Source organism: Pseudomonas sp. FG6, from assembly GCF_057809015.1.
On record NZ_JBMDJD010000007.1, the window covers coordinates 125,778 to 152,273 of the forward strand.

General features: G+C 62.2%; 22 protein-coding genes. 10 read left to right on the forward strand and 12 right to left on the reverse strand.

What is annotated here, in order from left to right; all coding sequences use genetic code 11:
* Window positions 1–80 precede the first annotated feature (80 nt).
* The 3 genes from rssC to ACODSJ_RS06890 all read right to left on the reverse strand — a co-directional run bounded on the left by rssC (window position 81) and on the right by ACODSJ_RS06890 (window position 2,769).
* Entirely contained in the window at window positions 81–563 is a 483-nt protein-coding gene (rssC, locus tag ACODSJ_RS06880) for an anti-sigma factor antagonist RssC (RefSeq protein ID WP_489100997.1), read from the reverse strand.
* Window positions 563–1,744, reverse strand: a complete 1,182-nt coding sequence (gene rssB / locus ACODSJ_RS06885) for a two-component system response regulator RssB (RefSeq protein WP_489100998.1) — start codon at window positions 1,742–1,744, stop codon at window positions 563–565. Before rssB ends, rssC begins: the two co-directional genes overlap by 1 nt.
* Before the next feature lie 335 nt (window positions 1,745–2,079).
* A complete protein-coding gene (locus tag ACODSJ_RS06890) occupies window positions 2,080–2,769 on the reverse strand; it encodes an MlaA family lipoprotein (protein ID WP_489100999.1) in 690 nt (229 codons plus the stop codon).
* Window positions 2,770–2,970: 201 nt separating this feature from the next.
* Here ACODSJ_RS06890 and pcrP point away from each other — a divergent pair, with 201 nt between their 5' ends.
* Both pcrP and ACODSJ_RS06900 read left to right on the forward strand, forming a co-directional pair.
* A complete protein-coding gene (gene pcrP / locus ACODSJ_RS06895) occupies window positions 2,971–3,591 on the forward strand; it encodes an HAD superfamily inactivated hydrolase PcrP (protein WP_489101000.1) in 621 nt (206 codons plus the stop codon).
* A 109-nt stretch (window positions 3,592–3,700) separates the two neighbouring features.
* On the forward strand, window positions 3,701–3,964 hold the full coding sequence (locus ACODSJ_RS06900; protein WP_489101001.1) for a DUF4404 family protein: 264 nt from the start codon (window positions 3,701–3,703) through the stop codon (window positions 3,962–3,964).
* A gap of 122 nt (window positions 3,965–4,086) precedes the next feature.
* On the opposite strand, the gene queF is transcribed toward ACODSJ_RS06900, so the two are convergent.
* Both queF and ACODSJ_RS06910 read right to left on the reverse strand, forming a co-directional pair.
* Window positions 4,087–4,917: an NADPH-dependent 7-cyano-7-deazaguanine reductase QueF gene (gene queF, locus ACODSJ_RS06905; protein WP_489101002.1), complete on the reverse strand. Its 831-nt coding sequence runs from the start codon at window positions 4,915–4,917 to the stop codon at window positions 4,087–4,089.
* 61 nt (window positions 4,918–4,978) lie between these two features.
* Window positions 4,979–5,575, reverse strand: a complete 597-nt coding sequence (locus ACODSJ_RS06910) for a cupredoxin domain-containing protein (RefSeq protein WP_489101003.1) — start codon at window positions 5,573–5,575, stop codon at window positions 4,979–4,981.
* Window positions 5,576–5,733: 158 nt separating this feature from the next.
* Between ACODSJ_RS06910 and ACODSJ_RS06915 the strand changes: the two genes are divergently transcribed.
* Together ACODSJ_RS06915 and ACODSJ_RS06920 are read left to right on the forward strand one after the other, a co-directional pair.
* Window positions 5,734–6,414 (forward strand): heavy metal response regulator transcription factor, encoded by a 681-nt coding sequence (locus ACODSJ_RS06915; RefSeq protein WP_489101004.1) that lies wholly within the window; start codon window positions 5,734–5,736, stop codon window positions 6,412–6,414.
* Complete coding sequence (locus tag ACODSJ_RS06920) at window positions 6,411–7,769, forward strand: heavy metal sensor histidine kinase (RefSeq protein WP_489101005.1); 1,359 nt, start codon at window positions 6,411–6,413, stop codon at window positions 7,767–7,769. The genes ACODSJ_RS06915 and ACODSJ_RS06920 overlap by 4 nt, the downstream gene beginning before the upstream one ends.
* 166 nt (window positions 7,770–7,935) lie before the next feature.
* Here ACODSJ_RS06920 and ACODSJ_RS06925 read toward each other — a convergent pair whose 3' ends face one another.
* From ACODSJ_RS06925 to ACODSJ_RS06935, 3 genes are all read right to left on the reverse strand, one after another.
* Window positions 7,936–9,180 (reverse strand): lipoprotein-releasing ABC transporter permease subunit, encoded by a 1,245-nt coding sequence (locus ACODSJ_RS06925; RefSeq protein ID WP_489101006.1) that lies wholly within the window; start codon window positions 9,178–9,180, stop codon window positions 7,936–7,938.
* 63 nt (window positions 9,181–9,243) lie between these two features.
* Window positions 9,244–9,927: a lipoprotein-releasing ABC transporter ATP-binding protein LolD gene (gene lolD / locus ACODSJ_RS06930; RefSeq protein ID WP_489101007.1), complete on the reverse strand. Its 684-nt coding sequence runs from the start codon at window positions 9,925–9,927 to the stop codon at window positions 9,244–9,246.
* A gap of 7 nt (window positions 9,928–9,934) precedes the next feature.
* Entirely contained in the window at window positions 9,935–11,185 is a 1,251-nt protein-coding gene (locus ACODSJ_RS06935) for a lipoprotein-releasing ABC transporter permease subunit (RefSeq protein ID WP_489101008.1), read from the reverse strand.
* A 94-nt stretch (window positions 11,186–11,279) separates the two neighbouring features.
* Between ACODSJ_RS06935 and ACODSJ_RS06940 the strand changes: the two genes are divergently transcribed.
* Together ACODSJ_RS06940 and ACODSJ_RS06945 are read left to right on the forward strand one after the other, a co-directional pair.
* Complete coding sequence (locus tag ACODSJ_RS06940; protein ID WP_489101009.1) at window positions 11,280–11,876, forward strand: PilZ domain-containing protein; 597 nt, start codon at window positions 11,280–11,282, stop codon at window positions 11,874–11,876.
* Window positions 11,873–12,595: a glycerophosphodiester phosphodiesterase gene (locus ACODSJ_RS06945; RefSeq protein ID WP_489101010.1), complete on the forward strand. Its 723-nt coding sequence runs from the start codon at window positions 11,873–11,875 to the stop codon at window positions 12,593–12,595. Before ACODSJ_RS06940 ends, ACODSJ_RS06945 begins: the two co-directional genes overlap by 4 nt.
* A gap of 42 nt (window positions 12,596–12,637) precedes the next feature.
* Here the strand turns inward: ACODSJ_RS06945 and sthA are convergent, their stop codons facing one another.
* A complete protein-coding gene (gene sthA, locus ACODSJ_RS06950) occupies window positions 12,638–14,032 on the reverse strand; it encodes a Si-specific NAD(P)(+) transhydrogenase (RefSeq protein WP_489101011.1) in 1,395 nt (464 codons plus the stop codon).
* Between the two features lie 244 nt (window positions 14,033–14,276).
* Window positions 14,277–15,245, reverse strand: coding sequence for an FAD:protein FMN transferase (locus ACODSJ_RS06955; protein ID WP_489101027.1), 969 nt, complete (start codon window positions 15,243–15,245; stop codon window positions 14,277–14,279).
* Window positions 15,246–15,551: 306 nt separating this feature from the next.
* Between ACODSJ_RS06955 and ACODSJ_RS06960 the strand changes: the two genes are divergently transcribed.
* Window positions 15,552–16,850 (forward strand): MFS transporter, encoded by a 1,299-nt coding sequence (locus ACODSJ_RS06960; RefSeq protein ID WP_489101012.1) that lies wholly within the window; start codon window positions 15,552–15,554, stop codon window positions 16,848–16,850.
* Between the two features lie 107 nt (window positions 16,851–16,957).
* Here the strand turns inward: ACODSJ_RS06960 and ACODSJ_RS06965 are convergent, their stop codons facing one another.
* On the reverse strand, window positions 16,958–18,421 hold the full coding sequence (locus tag ACODSJ_RS06965) for a glyceraldehyde-3-phosphate dehydrogenase (RefSeq protein ID WP_489101013.1): 1,464 nt from the start codon (window positions 18,419–18,421) through the stop codon (window positions 16,958–16,960).
* 169 nt (window positions 18,422–18,590) lie between these two features.
* Between ACODSJ_RS06965 and mfd the strand changes: the two genes are divergently transcribed.
* From mfd to ACODSJ_RS06980, 3 genes are read left to right on the forward strand one after another with little or no spacing between them, the layout of a single operon-like run.
* A complete protein-coding gene (mfd, locus tag ACODSJ_RS06970) occupies window positions 18,591–22,040 on the forward strand; it encodes a transcription-repair coupling factor (protein ID WP_489101014.1) in 3,450 nt (1,149 codons plus the stop codon).
* A 10-nt stretch (window positions 22,041–22,050) separates the two neighbouring features.
* Entirely contained in the window at window positions 22,051–22,617 is a 567-nt protein-coding gene (locus ACODSJ_RS06975; protein WP_489101015.1) for a CsiV family protein, read from the forward strand.
* 11 nt (window positions 22,618–22,628) lie between these two features.
* Complete coding sequence (locus ACODSJ_RS06980; RefSeq protein ID WP_489101016.1) at window positions 22,629–25,322, forward strand: DEAD/DEAH box helicase; 2,694 nt, start codon at window positions 22,629–22,631, stop codon at window positions 25,320–25,322.
* Between the two features lie 104 nt (window positions 25,323–25,426).
* On the opposite strand, the gene nagZ is transcribed toward ACODSJ_RS06980, so the two are convergent.
* On the reverse strand, window positions 25,427–26,425 hold the full coding sequence (gene nagZ, locus ACODSJ_RS06985; RefSeq protein ID WP_489101028.1) for a beta-N-acetylhexosaminidase: 999 nt from the start codon (window positions 26,423–26,425) through the stop codon (window positions 25,427–25,429).
* Window positions 26,426–26,496: the final 71 nt, after the last annotated feature.

Genomic DNA, 26,496 nt, shown 5'->3' on the forward strand with positions numbered 1-26,496 from the left:
CCTTTTTTATGCGGCTTGGACGGACAGAAGATGTAGCGCCTGGCTCGCGATAGCGTCAGTTGTCTACACCAGCTCAGGAATCAAGGCCGCTCCAGCGCATTCACCAAGTCATGGAACGCTTCACGGTTGGACTCATTGAGCCCCATGAGGATCTTGTGGGCTTCGAGCACCTTGATCCGCACTTCTTCTTCCGACTGATCCTGGTCCGGCAAGTCGTCCAGGCATTCAGGGCAGGGCACGGGATCGCCCACGATGTTGAACACCTGGTCGAAGCCCATCGATTGCAGGAGACGGGTGATGTCGTTGTGGGTGGTGACGACGGTCGGCAACAGGCCGACCTTTTGCCGCGACAGGATCGACAGTTTGGCCAGCAGGCCTAGGGTGGTGCTGTCGATGCTGCGGGTTTCGGTCAGGTCGATCACGATGGCATTGAAGTTCAGGGCGGTGAAAATCCGCTCAATAGTCGCATCCAGCGCCGAACACAGGGTCAGGCGCACTTCACCGACAAACTTCAGGACAAATGTGCCGTCCTGCTCGGCGAACTGGATTCTACCGGTACTCATTAAAGATTCCTGCTCAACACTAATAGGGCGATATCATCCGGCATCTCCCCTAGCGTGGCTAATCCAAACACTTGGCGCAAGCCTTCCAGGCTGCCGCCCGCCGCACTCACCCGTTCCGGCAAGGCCGCTTCTTTCTCTTTGAGTGTAGGTTCTGTCAAAAGATCCAAAATGCCATCAGACATCAGCGTCAGGCTGAACACCTCTGGCAGTTCCAGCACGTGGTCTTCGTAGGTGGCTTCGTTGAACAGGCCCACCGGCAACCCACGCCCTTCCAGGTAACGAACGCTGTCTGGCGTGTACAACACGGGCAGCGGCAGGTGACCACCGATGCTATAGGTCAGCAAACCGGTCTCCTCGTCGATGACTCCACCGACCATGGTGACGTGTTTGCCCAGCTTACAACTGATCAGGCCCCGGTTGATATGCCCGAGGACTTCCGAAGGCTTGAACTCTGGCAGCGTGCCGTTGCGCTTGGACTCGAACAGCAGGCGCGTGGTCATGAACTTCAACAGCACCGTGACGAAGGCCGACGATGCACCGTGGCCGGAAACGTCTGCGAGGTAGAACGCTACCCGGCGCTCATCGACCCGGAAATAGTCGACGAAATCCCCCGACAGGTACAACGACGGGATGATCTGGTGGGCAAACCGAAAGCCATCGGCCGTCCACGGACTGACCGGCAGCATGTTCATCTGCACCTGGCGTCCGGCGTTCTGGTCTTCCTGCAGCAGGTTCAGGCTGGCTTCGAGTTCGCGATTGGCGGTTTCCAGCTTTTCGCGGTAGCGCTGGTTTTCCACCAACAGGCGCGAACGATCCAGCGCACGGCGCACGGAGTGCTCGAGCACGGCGAGGTCTTCGAGGGGCTTGATCAGGTAATCCGCCGCGCCCAGGCGCAAGGCCTCGACGGCATCATTCATCACGCCAGCGCCGGAAACCACGATGACGGGGGTCTGCGAGGAGATCTCGGTGACCTGGCGAATGAGTTCAAGTCCGCCCATCTGCGGCATACGCAGGTCGCAGATGACCAGGTCGGGCTTTTCCTGCTCGAATACCTGAAGACCCTGTTGGCCATTGCTGGCCTGCAGGACGCTGAAACCACTGTCTTCCAAGTAGGCCGCGAGGCTGGCTCGCACCACTTCGTCATCATCGATTATCAGCAGCGTGGCACTGGTTTTTGGCATGTGGGCAAACGGCGCCAGAATTAGGTTGGCGTAGCGGGCGGGGCCGTTGGGCCTGGCACGCACTACTGGATTCGCTTTCTAGCCTCTCTGTCGTACCGGTTTCAGGCCGTTGCCCGCACGCGATTACATCAGAGGTGCCCTTCTAAGGCGCAGACGGTACTCCCATCCGCCGGGCGTTTCAAGCTCATGCGGATAGCCGCTGCGGTCTTCAATTTGTCAAAGTACAGAGAGTTATAAGAACCGAGCGGACCGTAACCCAATGGAAGGATAAATCCTCGGTTCAATCACAAAAAAGCGGCCTTTTGGGCCGCCTTCCTGACTCGACAAATCGAAAATCAGAAGTCGTCTTCGACCTGACCGTCCTTGACCTTGAATTCGCGGTTTTGCAGGAATGCATTGCGAATGAACACATACTTGTCGCCGCTCACCAACTTCTCGGCAGACAGCAGGCTGGCGCGGGTATCAATGACGTTCAGGCCGAAAATCGAGTTACGCACCGAGACGTTGTCGATATAAGGATAGGGACCTGTGTAGTTGTCGACGACCTTGGCCGGCGCGTCGCGCAACGTGCTTGGGCCCAACAGTGGCAGCACCACGTAAGGACCGCTGCCCAGGCCCCAGTAACCCAGGGTCTGGCCGAAATCTTCATCGTTACGCTGCAAGCCCATCTTGGTGCCCACATCGAAAAAGCCCAGCAGGCCGAACGTGGTGTTGAAGATCAACCGGGCGGTGTCGACACCGGCGGCAGCCGGCTTGGCTTGCAACACATCGTTGGCCAGGTTGCCCACGTCGCCGATGTTGCGGAACATGTTGTGGATGCCGTCTTCAAGGAATTGCGGCGTCACGTATTGGTAACCCTGGGCCAGCGGCTTGAGGGCATAGGTATCGAGGGTGTCGTTGAAGGTGAAGATCGGACGGTTGAAGCTCTCCCAAGGATCATCCTCCGTGGCGGCCTGGGCAGCGAACGGAACCGCCAAGACGCTGGCGGAAAGACACAGTTGAGCTAGACGATGGCTCCAGCGCATAGGGACAAACTCCTTGGATTATTCAGGCAAGGGCGCCGGGCCCCGTCGATAAGGTGTTTAGTATAAAGCGGAACGCGTGGATAGGCAGCACCGAAAAATGAACGTCCTTGTAGGAGGTTTCCCTAGGCGCCCCCTTCATTTCGCTGTCACCGGGCTGTCATCCAGGCACGTTAGGCTGCGGGTTATTTCAAGGACGTTCCCATGCCCCGCGCCGAAACCCTGCCCCTCCCCGCCCCTCGTCTGACGGCCGTCTTGTTTGGCCTGAGCGGGTGCCTGGTGGACTTCGGGGCTTGCATTCGCCAACCTGGGGCCGCGACAGAAAAACATGCGCAACCGACGCCCGGGGCCTTGGAGAGCCTGCAGCGCTTGCAGCATCAAGGAATTCCCTGCGCCTGGCTGGACGAACTCCCTCCGGCCGTGAGCCATGGCCTGGCGACGGCGCTACCCTGTTGGATCAAACCGCCGCAACTTCCTGCAACAAATAATCCGTGGCCGGCGCCTCATGCCTGCTGGCAAGCGCTGATGGCGCTGGACGTCCAGCAACTGGACGGCTGTGTGCTGGTGAGTGGCGAACCCCGCTTGCTGCAATCGGGGCTCAACGCCGGTTTGTGGACCATCGGACTGGCGTCCTGTGGCTCACTCTGCGGCCTGGCACCGGCTCAATGGCAGGCGCTGAGCCAGCAGGAGCGGGAAATCAAGCGCGCCAAGGCCACCGTGCAGTTGTTCGGCCTGGGGGTGCACTCGGTGATCGACCACCTCGGCGAGCTCGACACCTGCCTGGCCGACATCGACCTGCGCCGCCTCAAAGGCGAGAAGCCATGACCGGGATCATGCAGGCTGCGTGAGGGTGGATTACTCTTAAGGCGAGTCATGGATTTTTGACGCAGCGTCGCGGTCCATGGCTGTGCCTATCAATAGAGGGAGTATGCCGATGTCCGCCCGCGAACTGCAGAAACAACTCGATGACCTGCGCGAGCAATTGGACCAGAACCCGCCGATGTCTGAGATGGAGCGTGAGAACCTGCATCAGTTGATGGCTCAGATCGAAGCCGAGATCCAGCTGGAAAACACGCTGCCTGATAACGACCTGCTGGACGGCGTGAACCTGGCCGTCGAGCGCTTCGAAGTAGACCATCCGACCATTGCAGGGACGCTGCGCAATATCATGAATACATTGCTCAGCATCGGGGTTTGAGCGTCCCCCATTGAACGCAATCCCTGTGGGAGCGGCTTGCTCGCGAATGCAATGGAAACAGTCGACATTGATGTCGACTGGTACAGCGCCTTCGCGAGCAAGCCCGCTCCCACAGGAGTGATTTACTGACGAACCAGGCGATGGTTCGGCAACTGCACCGCTTCGGTGCTGCGATACGGGTTGATGTCCAGGCCACCCCGACGCACATACCGCGCATACACCGTCAACTTCTCCGGCTTGAGCAAGCGCTGCAAGTCGAGAAAGATCCGCTCCACGCACTGTTCATGAAAATCCGAATGCTGGCGGAAACTGACAATGTAGGCCAGCAGGCTGGCGTGATCGAGGGCCGCGCCGCGATACTCCACCGCCACACTGCCCCAATCCGGCTGGCTGGTCACCGGGCAGTTGGATTTGAGCAGATGGCTGTGCAGGCTCTCTTCGACGATGCGTGAGTCATCGCAACGCAGCAGCTCCGGGCGCGGATGCTCGTAGGAATCGACGCGGATATCCAGGTCATCGATGCAAACGCCCGGCAACGCCACAACCCCTTCGCGCTCCACGTCCTTGAGGTTGCGAATGCGTACGCCCACTGCCTTGCCGGCGGCGGCCGACAGGTCCTGGCGCAAGACCGCCTCCAGGCTCGCGGTATCGGCGAACGGGGTCTGGTTCAAGGAGTTGAGGTACAGCTTGAAAGACTTCGATTCGATGATGTTCGGCGAGTCCGCGGGAATCGCGAATTCACCGATCGCCACCACCGGCTTGCCCGAAGGCAGCAGCCACGACAGTTCGAAACAGTTCCAGAAATCCACGCCCTTGTACGGCAAGGTCTCGGCCGTCAGCCCCAGTTCCGCCCATTTCGCGGTGCGCGGGATCGGAAACAGCAGTGACGGCGTGTACGTGGCGATGTATTCGCTGGATTTGCCCAGCGGCGAATGTTCGGCTGCGGGATGCATGACGGAAACCTGACTGAAGATTCAGCGGATTCTATCAGCCTTTGCCGCCGCCTTTGAGTGCTTACTGTCTGACGGTCAGGTCACCCTTCATCCCGGCCTGGTAGTGACCGGGCACATTGCAGGCGAACTCCAGTCGCGTGGCCTTGGTGAAGGTCCAGGTCAACTCGGCGGTCTTGCCCGGCTCGACCAGCACGCTGTTGGGGTCGTCGTGACGCATGCCGGCCTGGCCCTGGTCCTTGGAGGCATGCCCCATGGAGCCTTGAGCCATGGCCGCATGGTCCATGGAGCCTGCGCCCATCGCGTCATGGTTCATGCTGCCATGCCCCATTCCCGGCTTCATCGCGGTCGGGGTCAGTTGTCCGCTCTGTTGCATCTTCAGCATTTCCTGCTGGTGCTCGGCGTGCATGGCCGCATTGCCCAGATTGAACTCGTGCAGCAACTGGCCTTTGTTGACCAGCACGAACCGCACGGTTTCCCCGGCCTTGATATCGAGCGTGCCCGGGTCGAACGTCATGTCGCCCATCACCACATTGATGCTGCGACTGGCCTTGCCGGCCGGGGCCGGTTCGCCGAAATCGAAATGACCGGGCGATGCCCAGGAAGGCGCACTGAGGGCCAGCGCACAAGCGGCCAGGATCAAACGTTTACCCATCGACATGTTCATACTCCAAGCGGATAAGATTCAGCCTGTGGGACACTCTATCCTTGTACCCCTGCCAACCGGCTGACAGTTGGATTACAACTTTGTCAGGTTGCGCCACCGTCGCACCGGCCACGGTATAACGCCCACGTCCAAACCCTGCCTTTGAGCCGCCCATGAAATTGCTGATCGTCGAAGACCAAACCAAAACCGGCCAGTACCTGCGCCAGGGCCTGGGCGAAGCCGGGTTCAACGCCGACCTGGTGGCCGATGGCATCACCGGCCAGCAAATGGCCTTGAGTGGCGACTATGCCCTGCTCATCCTCGACGTGATGTTGCCCGGGCGCGACGGCTGGCAGATCCTGCAAGCGGTCCGCGCGGCCGGGCTGGATACGCCCGTGCTGTTTCTCACCGCCCGCGATGCCGTGCAGGATCGGGTCCACGGCCTGGAGTTGGGCGCGGACGATTACCTGGTCAAGCCCTTCGCCTTTTCCGAGCTGCTGGCCCGGGTGCGCAGCTTGTTGCGCAGGGGCAGCTCGACGCCCCAGGAAACCAGCCTGCAACTGGCCGACCTGCGCCTGGACCTGATCCGCCGCCGCGTCGAACGCAGCGGCCGGCGCATCGACCTCACCGCCAAGGAGTTCGCCTTGCTGGAAATGCTCCTGCGCCGCCAGGGCGAAGTCCTGCCCAAGTCGCTGATCGCCTCCCAGGTCTGGGACATGAATTTCGACAGCGACACCAACGTCATCGAAGTCGCTATCCGGCGCCTGCGACTGAAGATCGATGATGAATTCCCCAGCAAGCTCATCCATACCGTGCGCGGCATGGGGTATGTGCTTGAAGAGCGCAGCCTGTGAAAGGCCGCTGGTCACTGAGCAGCCGTCTGGCGCTGTTGTTCGCCGCCTGCACGGCGGTGGTGTCGCTGTTTGCCGGGGTGCTGTTCAGCCGTGGCAGTGAAGCGCACTTCATCGAGCTGGACCAGCAACTGCTGGAAGGCAAGCTGATCGGCCTGCGCCGCGCCTTACAAGACCTCGACGCCGAACAGGCCCAGGGCCGCCTGGAAGATGAACTGAGCCGGCAGGCCGACCTGGCGCTGCGCATCAAAGGCAGCGACGGCGTGCGCTGGTATGACAGCTCGGTTCGGATTCCGGCGCAACTGCCCGAGCGTCCTGGCCTGTCGACTCTCAACGACGCCGACACCGATTACCGCGTGTTGAACGCGCCGCTGTACCCCGACCGTCCGGACTCACCGCAACTGACGCTGCTGCTGGACATCACCCATCATCAACACTTCCTGCAACGCATGCAGCGCCTGATCTGGCTGACCGTCGGCCTCTCGGCCCTGAGCACCGCCCTGCTCGGCGCCTGGGCCGCCCGACGCGGCTTGCGTCCCTTGCGCCGCATGGGCGCCATCGCCGGCAACGTCTCGGCCCGTTCGCTGAACGCCCGCCTGCCCGAAGCGCAGATGCCCGCCGAACTGGCGGAACTGGCCCGCAGCATCAACGCCATGCTCGGACGCCTCGACGACGCATTTCAGCGGCTCTCGGCCTTCTCGGCCGACATTGCCCATGAACTGCGCACCCCGCTGTCGAACCTGCTGACCCACACCCAGGTCACCCTCACCCGGGAGCGCTCGCTGGAGGAGTACCGCGAAGCCCTGCACAGCAATCTCGAAGAGCTGCAATGGATGGCGCAACTGGTCAACGACATGCTGTACCTGGCCAAGGCCGACCACGGCCTGCTGATGCCCAACCGCGAACCGCTGGAAATAGCGCAGGAAGTGGACGCGTTGCTCGAGTTTTTTGCTCCATTGGCCGAAGACGCCGGGGTTCGCTTGCACCGCGACGGCGACGGCCACATCGACGCAGACCGCAACATGCTGCGCCGGGCCCTGTCCAACTTGCTGGACAATGCCCTGCGCTTCACTCCGGGCGGCGGCGAAGTGCGGGTGCGAATTAGCGACGGGGCGCAGGGGCTGAATATGAGCGTGGAGAACAGCGGCGAGGGCATTGCAGAGACCTTGTTGCCGCGCCTGTTCGACCGCTTCTACCGCGCCGACCCGGCCCGCCGGGAAGGCAGCAGCGAACACGCCGGGCTGGGGTTGGCCATCACCCGTTCGATCATCCGCGCCCATGGCGGGCAGATCCGTTGTGAATCGGCCGATGGCTGGACGCGATTTCTGATCGAGTTGCCAAAGGCAGTCCAGGCCTGACACAACCCTGTGGTGAGGGAACTATTTGTGGGAGCAAGGCTTGCCCGCGATGCAGACGCCTCGTTTCTTCGGAGACGGCGTCGCCTGCATCGCGGGCAAGCCTTGCTCCCACAAAGGGCTTTGCAGTGATTCAGTAAACCTTGCTGGCCATCAGCTATGCGCAACCTCAGGAATACCGCAACGCCTGCGCCGGTTCGATCTTCGCCGCTCGCCACGCAGGGTAAACGGTGGCGAGGAAGCTCAGGATGAAGCCGGCGGAGCAGATCAGCATCACATCCCCGCGCTGCAGCTCCGAGGGCAGGTTGCTGACGAAATACACGTCGGAACTGAAGATGTGCTGGCCGCTGACGCGCTCCAGCCAGCCCACCAGTTCACTGACGTTCAGCGCTGCGATCACCCCCAGCACGCCGCCGATGAGCGTGCCGACAATACCGATCACCGTGCCCTGGACCATGAAGATCGCCATGATCTGCCGCGGCGTGGCGCCGATGGTGCGCAGGATCGCGATGTCGGCACCCTTGTCGTTCACCACCATGATCAGCGTGGCAATGATGTTGAACGCCGCCACGGCCACGATCATCAGCAGCAACAAGCCGATCATGGTCTTTTCCATTTTCATGGCGCTGAACAGGCTGCCCTGGGTGTGGGTCCAGTCGTCGGCCTTGTAGCCGGCGCCGAGGCCCGTGGCGATATCGCCGGAAACCTTTGGAGCGGCGTACAGGTCTTTCACAGCCAGGCGCACGCTTTGCACCTGGTTCGGCTGCCAATGCTGCATCTGCGCGGCGTCGGCCAGGTGAATCAGGGCCATGGAGCCATCCAGCTCGGCGCCGACCTTGAACACGCCAACCACATTGAGCCGCTGCATCCGTGGCGTGATGCCGCCGGGCGCGTTGCTGATCTCCGGCACGATCAGGGTCAGCTTGTCGCCGACATTCAGCCGGAAGCGGCGCGCGGTGATTTCACCGATCACCACGCCAAACTCGCCCGGTTTCAACGCGTCGAGACGGCCCTGGACGATGTGTTGGGCCACAATGGAAACCTTGCCTTCCTGGGCCGGGTCGACGCCGCTGATCTGTATCGGCTGCATCGAGCCTTTATAGCTCAGCATGCCTTCCATTTCGGTAAACGGCACGGCGGCGGTCACTTCGGGATTCTTCAGAGCAGCGGCGGCCACTGGCTGCCAGTCGTCGATCGGGTTGACACCGACGATCGTGGCGTGAGGCACCATGCCGAGGATGCGCGAGCTCATTTCGCGCTGGAAGCCGTTCATCACCGACAGCACCACGATCATCGCCAGCACACCCAGGGCGAGGCCGATCATCGAGGTCATGGAGATGAACGAGACGAAGCGATTGCGCCGCTTGGCGCGGGTGTAGCGCGTGCCGATAAAGATCGATAACGGTCTGAACATTCGCGGGGCACCGTATAAAAATAAAAGACCCGGCGCGGGCATCCAGCGCCGGGTTTCGGTCGGTCAGATGGGCGTCAGGCAACCTTCCTGCAAGTGCAGGACGCGGTCCATCTGGCGGGCCAGGTTCATGTCGTGGGTCACCACCAGGAACGCGGTGCGCATCGACGTACTGAGTTCGAGCATCAGGTCCTGGATACCCTGGGCGGTGTGGGAATCGAGGTTGCCGGTCGGCTCGTCGAGCATCACCAGGCCTGGCTTGTTGACCAGGGCACGGGCAATCGCCACGCGCTGGCGTTCGCCACCGGACAGTTCGGCGGGCTTGTGCTCCAGGCGATGCCCCAGCCCTACTCGCTCCAGCAACGCCGTGGCCCGCTGACGGGCTTCTGGAATGGCCGTGCGGCCGATCAACAGTGGCATGCAGACGTTTTCCAGCGCGGTGAACTCGGGCAGCAGGTGGTGGAACTGATAGACGAAGCCCAGGGCACGATTGCGCAACAGGCCGCGACCTTTCTCGTTCAGCGCCGAGAGTTCCTCGCCCGCCAGCCAGACGCTGCCGGAAGTCGGCGTGTCGAGACCACCCAGCAGGTTGAGCAAGGTACTCTTGCCCGACCCGGAGGTGCCGACAATCGCCACGCGCTCGCCAGGGTGCAACTCCAGTTGCAGGCCCGACAACACCACCACCGACTCCGGGCCTTCCTCGTAGGATTTGCCCAGGTTGCGGCAGCTCAAGATTGCTTTTTCACTCATGCCCGACTCACTCATAACGTAACGCCTCCGCAGGCTGGGTGCGCGCGGCACGCCAGGCTGGATACAGGGTGGCGAGGAAACTCAGGACCAACGCGGCGCCGCAGACCATCAACACGTCATCGGCCTGCAACTGCGACGGCAGGTAGTCGATGAAATACACGTCGGCGTTGAGAAACTTGTGCCCGATCAGGCCTTCGAGTGCGGCGATCGCGGCGCTAACATTCAAGGCGGCGAACATGCCGACCAGGGCGCCGACGAACGTGCCGATCACGCCGATGACAGTGCCCTGGACCATGAAGATCCGCATGATCTGCCCCGGCGTGGCGCCCAGGGTACGCAAGATGGCGATATCGCCTTTCTTGTCGTTCACCACCATCACCAGCGTGGAGATGATGTTGAACGCCGCAACGGCCACGATCAGCAGCAGCAACAGGCCGATCATGGCTTTTTCCATGCGAATCGCCTGGTACAGGTTGCCGTGGGTGCGGGTCCAGTCCCGGGCGTAATAACGGTCCTCGCCGAGTTGCTGGGCGATGCTCCACGCCGCACGCGGAGCCTGGAACAAATCGTCGAACTTCAAGCGCAGGCCCTGGACCTGGTCCGGCTTCCAGCGATGCAGGCGCGCCAGGTCCTGGAGGTTGGTGACCCCCAGGTAACCGTCCAGCTCGCCGGCACCGACATGGAAGATGCCGACCACGGTAAAGCGTTTCATGCGGGGGAACACCCCTCCCGGGGTCACGGTGACTTCCGGCGCGACGAACGTCAGCTTGTCGCCAATGGCCACACCCAGCTTGGTGGCGGCCTTGTCGCCGATGACAATGCCGAAACTGCCGGGCGCGAGGTCGTCGAGTTTGCCCTGCTGCATGAAGTTATCGATGATCGAGACCTGCCGTTCCAACGCAGGGTCGATACCGTTGAGCAACACCTTGGAGACCTTGCCATTGTTGGTCAGCAGCCCCTGCATCTGGGTGAAGGGCGCGACAGCCAGCACCTGCGGGTTCTGCTTGACCTTGGCGGCCAGGCTCGGCCAATCGCTGATGGCTTCGCCGGATTCGACGGTAGCGTGGGGCACCATGCCCAGCACGCGGGTGCGCATCTCATGGTCGAAGCCATTCATCACCGACAGCACGACGATCATCACGACCACGCCAAGGGCCAGCCCGATGATGGACGTCAGGGAAATGAACGATACGAAATGATTGCGGCGTTTTGCACGGGTATAACGCGTGCCGATAAATACGAAGAGAGGTCTGAACATGTCGGGGCTTGTTCGGAGGGAAAAGGAACGTCCTTGTGGCGGGGGTCACAAACCAGCTTTACACTCAGACCACCGCCGCTACCATGGGTTCGCCATGTCGACATTAGATGAAGAAGATCGCCGCGAATACTACCGTATCGAGGACACGATCGCACTGGAAATTCGGCCCCTCTCCATTCCTGAAGCCGCCGGCCAGGAAGTGTTGCAGGATGCGTCGCCATTGTTCAACCTGCTCAGTGAATTGCACCTGAGCGAATTCGAATCGCAACACCTTCTGCGCCAGATCAGCGAGCGCGAGCGCAGCATCGCCGCCTACCTCAAGGCCATGAACAAACGCCTCGACCTGCTCAGCCAGGTCATCGCCCTGACGGTGCTCGGCGAAATCGGCGAGCCGCAGCCGGTGATCATTTCCGAAGGCGGCATCGACTTCCAATCCCCCACGCCCATCGCCGTCGGCACGCACCTGTCGATCAAGCTGGTGCTGATGCCGCAAGCCCTCGGGTTGTTGCTGCGCGCGCGGGTGACCCATTGCGACCCCAAGGGCAAGGGCTACGACGTGGGCACCGAGTTCGAACGCCCCACCGACGCCCAGCGCCAGCTGCTGGCTCGCTACATCTTGCAGAAACAGGCGCAGGAACGGCGCCTGGCCCGGGAACAGAACGAATCAGGTATCAATAAGGAACAACCGTGACCCTCATTTATGGCCACCGCGGCGCCAAGGGCGAAGCGCCGGAAAACACCCTGACCGGTTTTCAGGAATGCCTCAAGCACGGCGTACGCCGCTGCGAACTGGATCTGCACCTGTCCATGGACGGCGAGCTGATGGTCATCCATGACCCGACGCTCAAGCGCACCACCGACCGTCGCGGCAAGGTGGTCGAGCACACCGCCGCCGAACTGGTGACCTACGACGCGCGCAAAGGTGGCCCGGGCTGGATCAAGCCGTGCCCGATCCCGCGCCTGGAAGAGCTGTTCGAGAAATGCGATTTCGAGCATTGGCAACTGGAGGTCAAGAGCGCCTCGCGCACCCGCGCCACTGCCACGGTGCTGGGGATCCGCGAAATGGCCCAGCGTTTCGGGCTACTGGACAGAATCACCATCACCTCCAGCTCGCGGGAAGTGCTCAAGGCGGCCCAGGAACTGACCCCGGACATCTCCCGCGGCCTGGTGGCCGAATACGCCTGGCTCGACCCGTTGAAGGTCGCCCAGAGCTATGGCTGCGAGATTCTGGCGTTGAACTGGACCCTGTGCACGCCGGAACGCCTGATCAAGGCGCAGCGCCAAGGGCTGCATGTGTCGGTGTGGACGGTCAACGAGCCCGCGCTGATGCGCAGGCTCGCCGATTTTGGCGCTGACAGCCTGATTACAGACTTTCCCGGTTTGGCCATTGCCACGCTTGAGAAAGGCTGAAATCGGTCTCCCCGGCCGGCTCAGGCCACCGGCCGGAGCCGCTCAAAAAAGCCGGTTGAGCCCGTCGTAGGCCGCTACCCGATAGGCTTCGGCCATGGTCGGGTAGTTGAACGTGGTGTTGACGAAGTACTTCAGCGTGTTCGCCTCGCCCGACTGGTTCATGATCGCCTGGCCGATGTGCACGATCTCCGAGGCCTGGTAGCCGAAGCAGTGCACGCCCAGCACTTCCAGGGTCTCGCGGTGGAACAGGATCTTCAGCATGCCCTGCGGCTCGCCGGCGATCTGCGCCCGCGCCATGCCCTTGAAGAAGGCCTTGCCCACTTCATAAGGCACCTTGGCCTGGGTCAGCTCCTGCTCGTTCTTGCCGATCGAGCTGATCTCCGGAATGGTGTAGATACCGGTCGGCACATCGTTGACGAAACGCCAGCTGCCATTGTCGACGATGCTGCCGGCGGCCGAGCGGCCCTGGTCGTGGGCGGCACTGGCCAGGCTCGGCCAGCCGATCACGTCACCGGCGCCGTAGATGTTCGGCACGCAGGTGCGGTAGTTCTCGTCGACTTCGATCTGGCCACGGCTGTTGACCTTCACGCCGATGTTTTCCATGCCCAGGGTGTCGGTGTTGCCGGTACGGCCGTTGCACCAGAGCAAGGCGTCGGCCTTGATCTTCTTGCCGGACTTGAGGTGCAGGATCACGCCGTTGTCCACGCCTTCGACGCGGTCGTAGTCTTCGTTGTGACGCACGGTGATGTTGTTGTTGCTGAAGTGATAGCTCAGGGCCTGGGAAATTTCCGAGTCCAGGAAGCTCAACAGCTGGCCACGGTTATCCACCAGCTCCACCAATACACCCAGGCCACTGAAGATCGAGGCGTATTCGCAGCCGATCACGCCGGCACCGTAGACGATGAGTTTGCGCGGGGTGTGGCCCAGGCTCAGGATGGTGTCGCTATCGTAGATACGCGCATGGTTGAAATCGATGTCGGCCGGACGATATGGGCGCGAGCCGGTGGCGATGATGATGTGCTTGGCCACCAGTTTCTCGACCACGCCATTGCCACAGACCACTTCCACGGTTTGCTCGTCGGCGAAGCTGCCGGTGCCGAAGAACACATCGACGCGGTTGCGAGCATAGTAGCCGGTACGCGAGGCCACTTGCTTGGCGATCACCTTCTCGGCGCTCTTGAGCACGTCCGGGAAGGAGAACCAGCGCGGTTCACCGATGGCCCGGAACATCGGGTTGGTGTTGAACTGCATGATCTGCCGTACGGAGTGACGCAGGGCCTTGGACGGGATGGTGCCCAAGTGGGTGCAGTTACCGCCGACTTGTCGGCGGCTGTCGACCATCGCCACCTTGCGCCCAGCCTTGGCGGCATTCATTGCCGCGCCTTCACCCGCCGGGCCGGAGCCCAGTACCACCACGTCGTAGTTGTAGACAGCCATGCGTACTCCTCAGAACAGGCCGTGGCACCACAGCGGCACCGACGGCTAAATCACGCCGATTCCCGGCATGAAGGAACAATTTGGGGCCGGTTCACGAGCCCGGCCACAGTCTATAGAAGCGTCAACGCCGCGCACATTACCCCTTGGTCGCGTCGTAGGCTAGTTTTGCCTGCGCTATTTCGCCACAGGTCAGCTTTCATAACGCTGTCAGCGTTGCAATACCATTCACTTCAGTTTGCTTGAATCATTGTGGCGAGCCCTGGACCATCCGTTCAAATGCCTCATTGGTGCGAACGAGGAAACGGTCCTTGTCCCGCAGCACGAAAAACACCCCGATACCATGCTTTTCGGCATAGTCCCAACCCCGTTCAGGGCCGAGAATCAGCAACAGCGTCGACAGTCCATCGGCCATCAACGCCGAAGGATGAATCACTGTGACTGACGCCAGGTTGTGCAGGACCGGCGTACCCGTGCGCGCATCGAAGGTGTGGGAATAGCGCTGACCGCCCTGCTCGAAATATTTACGGTAGTCGCCCGACGTCGAGACCCCGTAGCCGTTGACCTCGATGACCCGTTCGGCCACCTGCCGGTCGTCCCGGGGTTCTTCCAGGGCGACACGCCAGGGCGAGCCATCGGGTTTGCGCCCGACGGCCTTGAGCTCGCCAGTGGCTTCGGCCAGGTAACTGTCGATGCCCAGGGCCTGGAGCCGGGCGGCGATGCGATCGACGGCGTAGCCTGCGGCGATGCTGTTGAAGTCGACTTCCACTGCGGCATCCTTGCACAGCCGGTCCCCCTCGATGCGCAAATGAGCATGACCCACGCGTTGGCGCACCAGGGCCAAGGCCTCGGCATCCGGTACCTTTTCGTCCCGCGATTGCGGGCCAAACCCCCACAGGTTCAACAGCGGTTCCACCGTCAGGTCGTAGGAGCCATCGCTTTGGACCGACAACTGCTCGCCCACACGGACCAATTCCAGGACCGGCCCCGGCATGACCTGGCAACTGTTGGCTGGCAGTGCGTTGAAACGCTCGATGTCCGAGTCACTGCGATAGGTTGAAAATTGCCTATCGACTTCGGCAAGGATGCTTTGCACCTCGGTCTGCACGGCGTTCGGACCGGGTCCGGCGGAATGTCTGACGTACTGAATCGAATAATGACTGCCCATGGTCGGGCCGTCGAAGCGCTCCAGGGTGTCGCCACAGCCGGACAACATGCCGGCCAGCACCACAAGCCCAATCCATCGTCCAGTTAACAAATCTTCATCCCCCCTCAAAACCGCGCCAGCCATTATGAACTTCAGCGCACGCAAAAACCTGCCGGGACCGGCGGAAGCCTTGTGGCAGCCTGCGGGAGCAAAGCTTGCTCGCGACGAACGATGACGCGGACTGGCAGTTAGACCGCATCGACTGAATCGCGAGCAAGCTTTGCTCCCACAGGTTCCCAGGACCCCATCAAGGCTCCCACAAGCCCCACAGGTGCGGCGCTTTCATACAAGATTTGCCAGAGTGAGTACCCACACATGTCTTCCCCTACGAGCAATGGCAAGGCGATTTTTCGCGTTGTCAGCGGCAATTTCCTGGAGATGTTCGACTTCATGGTCTACGGCTTCTATGCCACGGCCATTGCCAAGACGTTCTTCCCCACCGACAGTGCGTTCGCCTCGCTGATGCTGTCCCTGGCCACGTTTGGTGCCGGGTTCCTGATGCGCCCCCTCGGAGCGATTTTCCTCGGTGCCTACATTGACCGCCACGGCCGTCGCAAAGGCTTGATCATCACCCTGGCGCTGATGGCCATGGGCACCATCCTGATCGCCTGCGTACCGGGCTATGCCGTCCTCGGCGTGGCCGCGCCCCTGCTGGTGCTGCTGGGTCGATTGCTGCAAGGTTTCTCCGCCGGGGTGGAACTGGGCGGCGTGTCGGTGTACCTGGCGGAAATCTCCACACCTGGGCGCAAGGGTTTCTTTGTCAGTTGGCAATCCGCCAGCCAGCAGGCTGCCGTGGTGTTTGCCGGTCTGCTGGGGGTTGGCCTCAATCATTGGCTGAACCCGCAGCAGATGGGCGACTGGGGTTGGCGCGTACCGTTCCTGGTGGGCTGCATGATCGTCCCGGCGATTTTCGTGATCCGTCGTTCACTGGAAGAAACACCTGAGTTCCAGGCGAGAAAACATCGCCCTAGCCTGCCGGAAATTATCCGCTCCATTGGTCAGAACTTCGGCATCGTCTTGGCCGGCATGGCGCTGGTGGTGATGACCACGGTGTCTTTCTATCTGATCACCGCCTACACACCGACATTCGGCAAAGCCGAATTGAACCTGTCGGACCTGGACGCCTTGCTGGTCACCGTGTGCATCGGCTTGTCGAATTTCTTCTGGCTGCCGGTGATGGGGGCATTTTCAGACAAGATCGGACGTAAACCCCTACTGCTCGCTGCGACCGTCCTGGCAATCCTGACCGCCTACCCGGCGCTGTCCTGGCTGGTGACGAGCCCCAGCTTCAGCCATTTGCTGATCGTCGAGCTGTGGCTGTCGTTCCTGTACGGATCGTACAACGGTGCCATGGTGGTGGCCTTGACGGAAATCATGCCAGTCCAGGTGCGCACCACCGGTTTCTCCCTGGCCTACAGCCTGGCAACGGCGACCTTCGGCGGGTTTACCCCGGCCGCCTGTACCTACCTGATCCATGTGCTGGACAACAAGGCAGCACCAGGGATCTGGCTCAGTGGCGCGGCAGTGCTGGGTTTGATTGCGACCTTGGTGTTGTTCAGGGGTAATCGGCATGCGCTGCGCACGGCGCAGGCTTCGATGGTGGGCGGCGCCTGATAGATTGCCATCGTCGGAACGCCGCCCGGAGCAAGCCCAGGCACCCCAAAAACCCCAGACAAAAAAACGCCCCGACAAGTCGGGGCGTTTTCATGTCCAGATGAAGCTTAGCGCGGGAACGCTGGCGGGTTTACACCGGCCATGTCTTCCATCACGCGAACCACCTGGCAGCTGTAACCGAACTCGTTGTCGTACCAGACGTACAGAACAACGCGGTTGTCTTGGCTGATGGTGGCTTCGGCGTCGACCACACCGGCGTGGCGCGAGCCCACGAAGTCGGTGGAAACCACTTCCTGCGAGCTGACGAAGTCGATCTGCTTGTGCAGGTCCGAGTGCAGCGCCATGTAGCGCAGGTACTCGTTCATTTCTTCGCGAGTGGCGGCCTTCTCAAGGTTCAGGTTGAGGATAGCCATCGACACGTTCGGCGTTGGAACACGGATCGCGTTGCCGGTCAGCTTGCCAGCCAGCTCAGGCAGCGCCTTGGCAGCAGCGGTAGCGGCACCGGTCTCGGTGATCACCATGTTCAGCGCGGCGCTGCGACCACGACGGTCGCCCTTGTGGAAGTTGTCGATCAGGTTCTGGTCGTTGGTGTACGAGTGAACCGTTTCAACGTGGCCGTTGACGATGCCGAACTTGTCGTTCACAGCCTTGAGCACCGGCACGATGGCGTTGGTGGTGCAGGAGGCCGCGGAGACGATCTTGTCGTCAGCGGTGATTTCGCCGTGGTTGATGCCGTGGACGATGTTCTTCAGCTTACCCTTGCCAGGCGCGGTCAGCACGACGCGGTCGATACCCGGGCAGGTCAGGTGCTGGCCCAGGCCATCGGCGTCACGCCATACGCCGGTGTTGTCCACCAGCAGGGCGTTCTTGATGCCGTACTGGGTGTAGTCCACCTCGGTCGGGCTCTTCGCGTAGATCACCTGGATCAGGTTACCGTTGGCGGTGATGGTGTTGTTTTCTTCGTCGATGACGATGGTGCCGTTGAACGAGCCGTGGACCGAATCGCGGCGCAGCAGGCTGGCACGCTTGGTCAGGTCGTTCTCGGCGCCTTTGCGCACCACGATGGCGCGCAGGCGCAGGCCGTCGCCACCACCGGTTTTCTCGATCAGGATGCGCGCCAGCAGGCGGCCGATACGACCGAAGCCGTACAGGACCACGTCGGTGCCTTTACGCGCGGCAACGTTCTGCTGGCCCACCACATCGGCCAGCTCTTCGCGAACGAATTGCTCGGCGGTGCGGCCATTGCCTTCGCTACGGAATTTGAACGCCAACTTGCCCAGGTCTACCGAAGCCGCGCCGAGCTTGAGCTCGCTCATGGCCTTGAGCAGAGGGAATGTTTCGTGGACGGAGAGTTCGCTGTCGTCGGAAGAACGGTGGCGAGCAAAGCGATGGGCTTTGAGGATCGCGATGACAGACTGGTTGATCAGGCTGCGGCCATAGATCGAGCTCACCACGTTGTTATTGCGGTAGAGCTGACCGATGAGAGGGATCATCGCTTCAGCGAGTGCTTCACGATCAATCCATTCACCAAGACACTGGTCGGGCTTCTGAGTCACGGTAACCTTCCACATGTAGGGACAGAAAAAAGGGGCTACATTATGCCGCCGAGTCCGCGACTGAGCAATGCGCGCCTGTCGCACCGTGGCTTTTCCTGCCCACCTGGGCAGTCTGCGACTGACAGCAGCCCCCTTCCCCCGCTACAATTGTCGACTTTGTCGCAACGCTGGAGCTCAATCTTCCGTGCCCGTTCTGCGTCTTCCGCATCTCCCTGCCGCGGCAGGTAAACAGCACTGGGGCAATCTGCCCGGTGCCGCCCTGAGCCTGGCCATCGCCGAGGCGGCCAGCGCTGCCAAGCGCTTCACCCTGCTGCTGACGGCCGACAGCCAAAGCGCCGAGCGTCTGGAACAGGAACTGGGGTTCTTCGCGCCGGACCTGCCGGTCTTGCATTTCCCCGACTGGGAAACCCTGCCCTACGACCTGTTCTCGCCCCACCAGGACATCATCTCCCAGCGAATCGCCAGCCTTTACAGGCTGCCGGAGCTCAGTCATGGCGTTTTGGTAGTGCCGATTACCACGGCCCTACATCGCCTGGCGCCCACCCAGTTCCTGCTTGGCAGCAGCCTGGTGCTGGACGTCGGCCAGAAACTCGATGTCGAGCAAACGCGCACCCGCCTGGAAGCCAGCGGCTATCGCTGCGTCGACACGGTGTACGAGCATGGCGAATTCGCGGTACGCGGGGCGCTGATCGACCTGTTCCCGATGGGCAGCAAGTTGCCCTATCGCATCGACCTGTTCGATGATGAAATCGAGACCTTGCGCACCTTCGACCCGGAAAACCAGCGCTCCATCGACAAGGTCCCGTCGGTCCGCCTGTTGCCGGCCAAGGAATTCCCCCTGCAAAAAGAGGCCGTGACCCGCTTCAAGGCGCGGTTTCGCGAGCGCTTCGATGTGGATTTCCGGCGCTGCCCGATCTTCCAGGACCTGAGCAGCGGCATCACGCCCGCCGGTATCGAATACTACCTGCCCCTGTTCTTCGAAGACACCTCCACCCTGTTCGACTACCTGCCCCAGGACACCCAGGTGTTTTCCCTGCCGGGCATCGAACAGGCCGCGGAAAACTTCTGGAACGACGTGCGCAACCGCTACGAAGAGCGCCGCATCGACCCTTCCCGGCCGCTGTTGCCGCCGGCCGAGCTGTTCCTGCCGGTGGAAGACTGCTTCGCCCGCCTCAAGAACTGGCCGCGAGTCGTGGCCAGCCAGCAAGATGTGGAACCCGGTGTCGGTCGCGAACGCTTCCCGGCCCAGGCCCTGCCGGACCTGGCGATCGAAGCCAAGGCCACGCAACCACTGGCGGCACTGGCCGGCTTCCTCGACGGGTTCCCTGGCCGCGTGTTGTTCACCGCCGAATCCGCCGGCCGTCGCGAAGTGCTGTTGGAACTGCTGGAGCGACTGAAGCTGCGACCGAAGGCGGTGGACAGCTGGCCGGATTTCGTCAGCGGCAAGGATCGCCTGGCGATCACCATCGCACCGCTCAACGACGGCCTGGTCCTGAATGACCCAGCCCTGGCGCTGGTGGCCGAAAGTCCGTTGTTCGGCCAGCGCGTCATGCAGCGTCGTAGACGGGAAAAACGCGCCGACGCCGCCAATGACGCCGTCATCAAGAACCTCACCGAATTGCGCGAAGGCGCGCCCGTGGTGCACATCGACCACGGCGTGGGCCGCTACCTGGGCCTGGCCACGCTGGAAGTCGACAGCCAGACCGCCGAATTCCTGACCCTGGAATACGCCGAAGGCGCCAAGCTCTACGTGCCGGTGGCCAACCTGCACCTGATCGCCCGCTACACCGGCAGCGACGACGCCTTGGCCCCGCTGCATCGCCTGGGCTCGGAAACCTGGCAGAAAGCCAAGCGCAAGGCCGCAGAACAAGTGCGTGACGTGGCGGCCGAACTGCTCGACATCTACGCCCGCCGCGCAGCCCGCGAGGGCCACGCCTTCGCCGACCCGAAAGCCGACTACGAAACCTTCAGCGCCGGTTTCCCCTTCGAGGAAACCGTCGACCAGCAGAGCGCCATCGAAGCCGTGCGCGCCGACATGCTCGCGCCCAAGCCAATGGATCGGTTGGTGTGCGGCGACGTCGGCTTCGGCAAGACCGAAGTGGCGATGCGCGCGGCGTTCATTGCCGTGCACAGCGGCAAGCAGGTGGCCATCCTGGTGCCGACCACCCTGCTCGCCCAACAGCACTACAACAGCTTCCGGGACCGCTTCGCCGACTGGCCGGTGACCGTGGAAGTGATGAGCCGCTTCAAATCCGCCAAGGAAGTGAACGCCGCCGTGGCCGATCTGGCCGAGGGCAAGATCGACATCGTCATTGGCACGCACAAGCTGTTGCAGGACGACGTGAAGATCAAGAACCTGGGCCTGGTGATCATCGACGAGGAGCACCGCTTTGGCGTGCGCCAGAAAGAACAGCTCAAGGCCCTGCGCAGCGAAGTCGACATCCTCACCCTGACCGCCACGCCGATCCCGCGCACGTTGAACATGGCGGTGTCGGGCATGCGCGACCTGTCGATCATCGCCACGCCGCCGGCCCGTCGCCTGTCGGTGCGCACGTTCGTCATGGAGCAGAACAAGAGCACGGTCAAGGAAGCCTTGTTGCGCGAGCTGCTGCGCGGCGGCCAGGTCTATTACCTGCACAACGACGTCAAGACCATCGAGAAATGCGCCGCCGACCTGGCCGAGCTGGTGCCGGAGGCCCGTATCGCCATCGGCCACGGACAAATGCGCGAGCGCGAACTCGAACAGGTGATGAGCGACTTCTACCACAAGCGCTTCAACGTGCTGATTGCCTCGACCATCATCGAGACCGGCATCGACGTGCCGAGCGCCAACACCATCATCATCGAGCGCGCCGACAAGTTCGGGCTGGCCCAGTTGCATCAGTTGCGCGGTCGGGTCGGGCGTAGCCACCACCAGGCCTACGCCTACCTGTTGACGCCGCCGCGCCAGCAGATCACCCCGGACGCGGAAAAGCGCCTGGAAGCCATCGCCAACACCCAGGACCTGGGGGCCGGGTTCGTCCTGGCCACCAACGACCTGGAGATCCGTGGCGCCGGCGAGTTGCTCGGCGATGGCCAGAGCGGCCAGATCCAGGCCGTCGGCTTCACCTTGTACATGGAAATGCTCGAACGGGCGGTCAAGTCGATCCGCAAGGGCGAACAACCGAACCTCGACCAGCCCTTGGGTGGCGGGCCGGAAATCAACCTGCGGGTGCCGGCGCTGATCCCGGAAGACTACTTGCCGGATGTTCATGCGCGACTGATCCTCTACAAGCGCATCGCGTCGGCCGCCGACGAGGAAGGCCTCAAGGACCTGCAAGTGGAGATGATCGACCGCTTCGGCCTGCTGCCGGAACCGACCAAGAACCTGGTGCGCACGACGCTGCTCAAGCTCAAGGCCGAACAACTGGGCATCAAGAAAGTCGACGGCGGCCCCAACGGCGGCCGGATCGAGTTCGAGGCCCAGACGCCGGTCGACCCACTGGTGCTGATCAAGTTGATCCAGGGCCAACCCAAACGCTACAAGTTCGAAGGTGCCACCCTGTTCAAGTTCATGGTGCCCATGGAGAACCCGCAAGAGCGTTTCAATACCGTAGAGGCGCTGTTCGAGCGCCTCGCCCCGACCACTGCTTGAAGGACGCCAAATGCGCCTGTTTCGCTCTCTGACCTTGATGACGGCCCTGGTCGCGCCCCTGGCGTCTGCCGACGACCTGTATCAGGTTGAAATGATTCTCGTGCGCCAGAACGCAGAGCCGGCGATCATCAGCCGCGCCGCGCCCGAAGACTGGGACGCCGGGGCGCACCGCCTCGGCGCCGACACCCAGCGCACGCCTGCGCTGGGCAATATCGTGGAAAAACTCAACGCCAGCGGGCAATACACTGTGCTGATGCACAAGGCCTGGCAGCAAACCCTGGGCGAACAACCCAGCAAGATCGCCATCAGCGACGGCGCCGAACGGTTCGGCCAGTTTCCCATCGAGGGCACCCTGGCGTTGAAGCTGGGCCGCTTCACCGACGTGGACGCCGACTTCTGGATCAACCAGATCGACGCCAATGGCCTGGTCACCGCCAGCGAGCGCCTCAAACAGCAAAGCCATACCAAGAACGGCCTGCTGAACTTCCTCGACAACGGCCACCTCGGCCTGCTGATCAAGATGACCTCGTTGACCGCGCCTGCGCCACGCCAGGCACCTGAAGTCATTCCGGACTGATCGGCGCGCCTATGCCCTCGCCCCTGAGCAAACCCCTGGCACCTTCCTGGGTCAATCGATTCAAGGAACAGAGCCTGGAGCGTGGGCGGCGCTATGCGCTGGAGAACCGTGTCAGGATCGTCGAGACCGGCGACAGCGCCATCGTCGCCAGTTGCGAAGGCTCTGGCGGCAGCGTCTACCGCCAGACCATCCGCCTGAAAGAGTCCGCCAAGGGCAGCTTGATCCTGCTCGAAGCCGCCTGCTCATGCCCGGTGCGTATCAACTGCAAGCATTGCGCGGCGGTCTTGCTGCAAGTCCAGGAAACCCTGGCCTACCCGGCCGCTGAGAAGGACGCACTGTTGCTGGAAAAACTCCAGGCAGTCCTGGACAACCGCAGCCCCAAGGCACCACCGCAGGTGCTGGTGGACAACGTGCAACCGGTGCCGCGCCTGTGGCTGGCGAGCATCGAGTTCAGCGCGTTCGAGCCGCGCAACGGCAAGATGCAGCGCTATATCCAGCATCGCGCCGCCCTGTCGTTCAGCTACCTGGACGAATACGTCAGTGGCCAGCGCAACACCGACGTACTGATTCGCCAGGAAACCCAGACGCTGCGGATAAAACGCCATACGGACGTGGAACAGTCCTACCGCGAGCAACTAAGAATCCTCGGCTTCAAGGTCGCGACCCGGCAGAGCAAAGCCCTGCCGGAAAGCGCCGGCGAGTTGTACGAGATGGTCAACGACAGCGCCTGGCTGACCTTCACCCTCAACGACCTGCCCAAACTGCGCAGCCAGGGCTGGGAGTTGCAGATCGACGAGGATTTCGGCTTCGATCTCACGGCGGTGGACGATTGGTACGCCACGGTGGAGCAGGCCCCGGAACGGGACTGGTTCGACCTGGAACTGGGGATCATCGTCAACGGCGAGCGCCTGAGCCTGCTGCCGATCCTGCTGAACCTGATGCGCTCGCACATCGAGCTGTTCAACCCCGAGCGCCTGGCCCGGCGGCGTGACGACGAGCTCATCCTGGTGACTTTGCCGAACCGCCCCAACTCCGAGTTCGGCCCGCAGCAAGTCGCCCTGCCCTATGGCCGGCTGAAGCCGGTACTGGCCACCCTCGGCGAGTTTTACCTGCATGAACCCGGCACCACCAAACTGCGCCTGAACAGCGCGGACGCGTTGCGCCTCAATCCGCTGCAAGACATGCCCTTGCGCTGGGAAGGCGGCGAACACATCCGTGGCCTGGCCCAACGCCTGCGGGACATCCGCGATTACACCTGCACCGCGCCCGAGGGTTTGAACGCGACGCTGCGGCCCTACCAACTCGAAGGCCTGAGCTGGATGCAATCGCTCAGGCAACTGGAAGTCGGCGGCATCCTCGCGGACGACATGGGCTTGGGCAAGACCCTACAGACCCTGGCGCACATTCTCAGCGAAAAGAACGCCGGACGCCTCGACCGCCCCTGCATGGTGGTGATGCCCACCAGCCTGATTCCCAACTGGCTCGACGAAGCGTCGCACTTCACGCCCCAGCTCAAAGTCCTGGCGCTGTATGGCGCCGGACGCAAGAAGCATTTCGAACGGCTGGGCGACTACGACCTGGTCCTCACCACCTACGCCCTGTTGCCCAAGGACGTCGAGCGCCTGAAGGTACAACCCCTGCACGTACTGATCCTCGATGAGGCCCAGTACATCAAGAACCCTACCAGCAAGGCCGCCCAGGCCGCTCGCGAGCTCGATGCCCGCCAACGGCTGTGCCTGTCCGGCACACCTTTGGAAAACCACCTGGGCGAACTCTGGTCGCTGTTTCATTTTCTGCTGCCGGGATGGCTGGGGGACGTCAAGAGCTTCAATCGCGATTACCGTGCACCGATTGAAAAGCGTGGCAGCGACGTCCGCCTCCAGCACCTCAACGGCCGGATAAAACCCTTTCTGCTGCGCAGGACCAAGGAGCAAGTGGCAACGGAGTTGCCACCCAAGACCGAGATCATTCATTGGGTCGAACTCAGCGACGCCCAGCGAGACGTGTACGAAACCATGCGCCTGGCGATGGACAAGAAAGTCCGCGACGAAATCACCCGCAAAGGCGTGGCCCGCAGTCAGATCATCATCCTTGAAGCCCTGCTCAAGCTGCGCCAGGTGTGCTGCGACCTGCGCCTGATCAACGACACCGCCCTGCCCACCCGAGGCAGCCTGTCGGGCAAACTCGACAGCCTCATGGAAATGCTCGACGAACTGTTCGAAGAAGGCCGCCGGGTGCTGCTGTTTTCCCAGTTCACATCGATGCTGGCGCTGATTGAGGAAGAACTGAAGAAGCGCGGCGTCGATTACGCGATCCTGACCGGCCAGACCCGCGATCGACGCACGCCGGTCAAGGAATTCCAGAGTGGCAAGCGTCAGATCTTTCTGATCAGCCTGAAGGCCGGCGGTGTAGGTTTGAACCTGACCGAAGCCGACACCGTGATCCACTACGACCCATGGTGGAATCCGGCCACGGAACACCAGGCCACCGACCGCGCCTACCGCATCGGCCAGGAAAAACCGGTGTTCGTCTACAAGCTGATTGCCCGGGGCACGGTGGAAGAGAAGATCCAACTGCTGCAAAAAGAAAAGTCCGACCTGGCGGCCGGTGTACTGGACGGACGCGTGTCCGGAGACTGGAAATTGCAGAGCGACGACATCGAGGCACTGTTCGCGCCGTTGCCGGACAAGCTCGAAAAGCGCTGATCTACTGAGGCTGCCGGGAGCGCATAAGTCCGGCGCTCATCAGCCCAATCTGTGCTGTGGGAGCAAAGCTTGCTCGCGATAGCGGCACAGAAGATCGCCACAGATCAATCGATCAACTGGGCCGCTTTCAACGCCCCGAGCGCCTCCAGCCAGCGCGGATCCTGACGATACTCGGTGGAAGCAAAGGCCTGGCCGCGCATGCGGGCAATCCGCGCCGAAGGCGTGACCTTCAAGCGCTGGGCGGCGCTCAACGCCAGCTCCGCAGCAGCACGGTCGTTGCAGACCAGACCCATGTCGCAACCGGCCGTCAAGGCCGCCTCGATGCGGCTGGCGGCATCACCCACGACATGGGCGCCGGCCATCGACAGGTCGTCACTGAAAATCACCCCATCGAACTGCAGCTCACCGCGCAGGATGTCCTGCAGCCACCGGCGGGAAAAACCCGCCGGGCTGGCATCGACCTTCGGGTAGATGACATGGGCCGGCATGACGGCGGCGAGCTGCTTGCTCAGCCTGGCGAACGGGACCAGGTCATTGGCACGGATCTGTTCGAGGCTGCGCTCATCCGTGGGGATGGCCACGTGGGAATCGGCCTCGGCCCAGCCGTGCCCCGGGAAATGCTTGCCCGTGGCGGCCATGCCGGCCGCATTCATACCACGAATGAAGGCACCGGCCAGCAGCGCCGCACGCTCGGGATCACCCTCGAAAGAGCGACTGCCGACCACCGCGCTGCGCTGGTAATCGAGGTCCAGCACCGGGGCGAAACTCAAGTCGAGACCGACCGCCAACACTTCAGTGGCCATGATCCAGCCGCACTGCTCGGCCAGGCACTCGGCGTTCGGGTTGTCGGCTATCGCGCGCATTGCCGGCAATCGCACAAACCCCTGCCGCAGGCGCTGGACCCGCCCGCCTTCCTGGTCGACCGCCAGCAAGAGATCCGGACGAAAGGCGCGAATCGAAGCGCTCAGCTCACGCACCTGGCGTGGGTGCTCGATATTGCGGGCAAAAATGATCAGGCCACCCACTTCGGGCTGACGCAACAGGTGGCGATCTTCGGCCGTCAGCCAGGTACCGGCGACATCCACCATCAACGAGCCTTGCAGGCCAGCAGTCATAACAATTCCTTGATAACGATGAACCCGTACGCCGGCTCAGGCATGACCGCGCCGCCGGG

Excerpts from the sequence above, each read along its gene's own strand:
- ACODSJ_RS06955 (WP_489101027.1), bottom strand. The coding sequence starts at position 15,245 with ATGTTGTCCGGCTGTGGCGACACCCTGGAGCGCTTCGACGGCCCGACC.
- ACODSJ_RS06980 (WP_489101016.1), top strand. The coding sequence starts at position 22,629 with ATGCCCTCGCCCCTGAGCAAACCCCTGGCACCTTCCTGGGTCAATCGA.
- pcrP (WP_489101000.1), top strand. The coding sequence starts at position 2,971 with ATGCCCCGCGCCGAAACCCTGCCCCTCCCCGCCCCTCGTCTGACGGCC.
- ACODSJ_RS06975 (WP_489101015.1), top strand. The coding sequence starts at position 22,051 with ATGCGCCTGTTTCGCTCTCTGACCTTGATGACGGCCCTGGTCGCGCCC.
- ACODSJ_RS06910 (WP_489101003.1), bottom strand. The coding sequence starts at position 5,575 with ATGTCGATGGGTAAACGTTTGATCCTGGCCGCTTGTGCGCTGGCCCTC.
- sthA (WP_489101011.1), bottom strand. The coding sequence starts at position 14,032 with ATGGCTGTCTACAACTACGACGTGGTGGTACTGGGCTCCGGCCCGGCG.
- ACODSJ_RS06925 (WP_489101006.1), bottom strand. The coding sequence starts at position 9,180 with ATGTTCAGACCGTTATCGATCTTTATCGGCACGCGCTACACCCGCGCC.
- ACODSJ_RS06960 (WP_489101012.1), top strand. The coding sequence starts at position 15,552 with ATGTCTTCCCCTACGAGCAATGGCAAGGCGATTTTTCGCGTTGTCAGC.
- ACODSJ_RS06940 (WP_489101009.1), top strand. The coding sequence starts at position 11,280 with ATGTCGACATTAGATGAAGAAGATCGCCGCGAATACTACCGTATCGAG.
- lolD (WP_489101007.1), bottom strand. The coding sequence starts at position 9,927 with ATGAGTGAAAAAGCAATCTTGAGCTGCCGCAACCTGGGCAAATCCTAC.
- queF (WP_489101002.1), bottom strand. The coding sequence starts at position 4,917 with ATGCATCCCGCAGCCGAACATTCGCCGCTGGGCAAATCCAGCGAATAC.
- rssB (WP_489100998.1), bottom strand. The coding sequence starts at position 1,744 with ATGCCAAAAACCAGTGCCACGCTGCTGATAATCGATGATGACGAAGTG.
- ACODSJ_RS06915 (WP_489101004.1), top strand. The coding sequence starts at position 5,734 with ATGAAATTGCTGATCGTCGAAGACCAAACCAAAACCGGCCAGTACCTG.
- ACODSJ_RS06935 (WP_489101008.1), bottom strand. The coding sequence starts at position 11,185 with ATGTTCAGACCTCTCTTCGTATTTATCGGCACGCGTTATACCCGTGCA.
- ACODSJ_RS06965 (WP_489101013.1), bottom strand. The coding sequence starts at position 18,421 with ATGTGGAAGGTTACCGTGACTCAGAAGCCCGACCAGTGTCTTGGTGAA.
- ACODSJ_RS06900 (WP_489101001.1), top strand. The coding sequence starts at position 3,701 with ATGTCCGCCCGCGAACTGCAGAAACAACTCGATGACCTGCGCGAGCAA.
- ACODSJ_RS06890 (WP_489100999.1), bottom strand. The coding sequence starts at position 2,769 with ATGCGCTGGAGCCATCGTCTAGCTCAACTGTGTCTTTCCGCCAGCGTC.
- rssC (WP_489100997.1), bottom strand. The coding sequence starts at position 563 with ATGAGTACCGGTAGAATCCAGTTCGCCGAGCAGGACGGCACATTTGTC.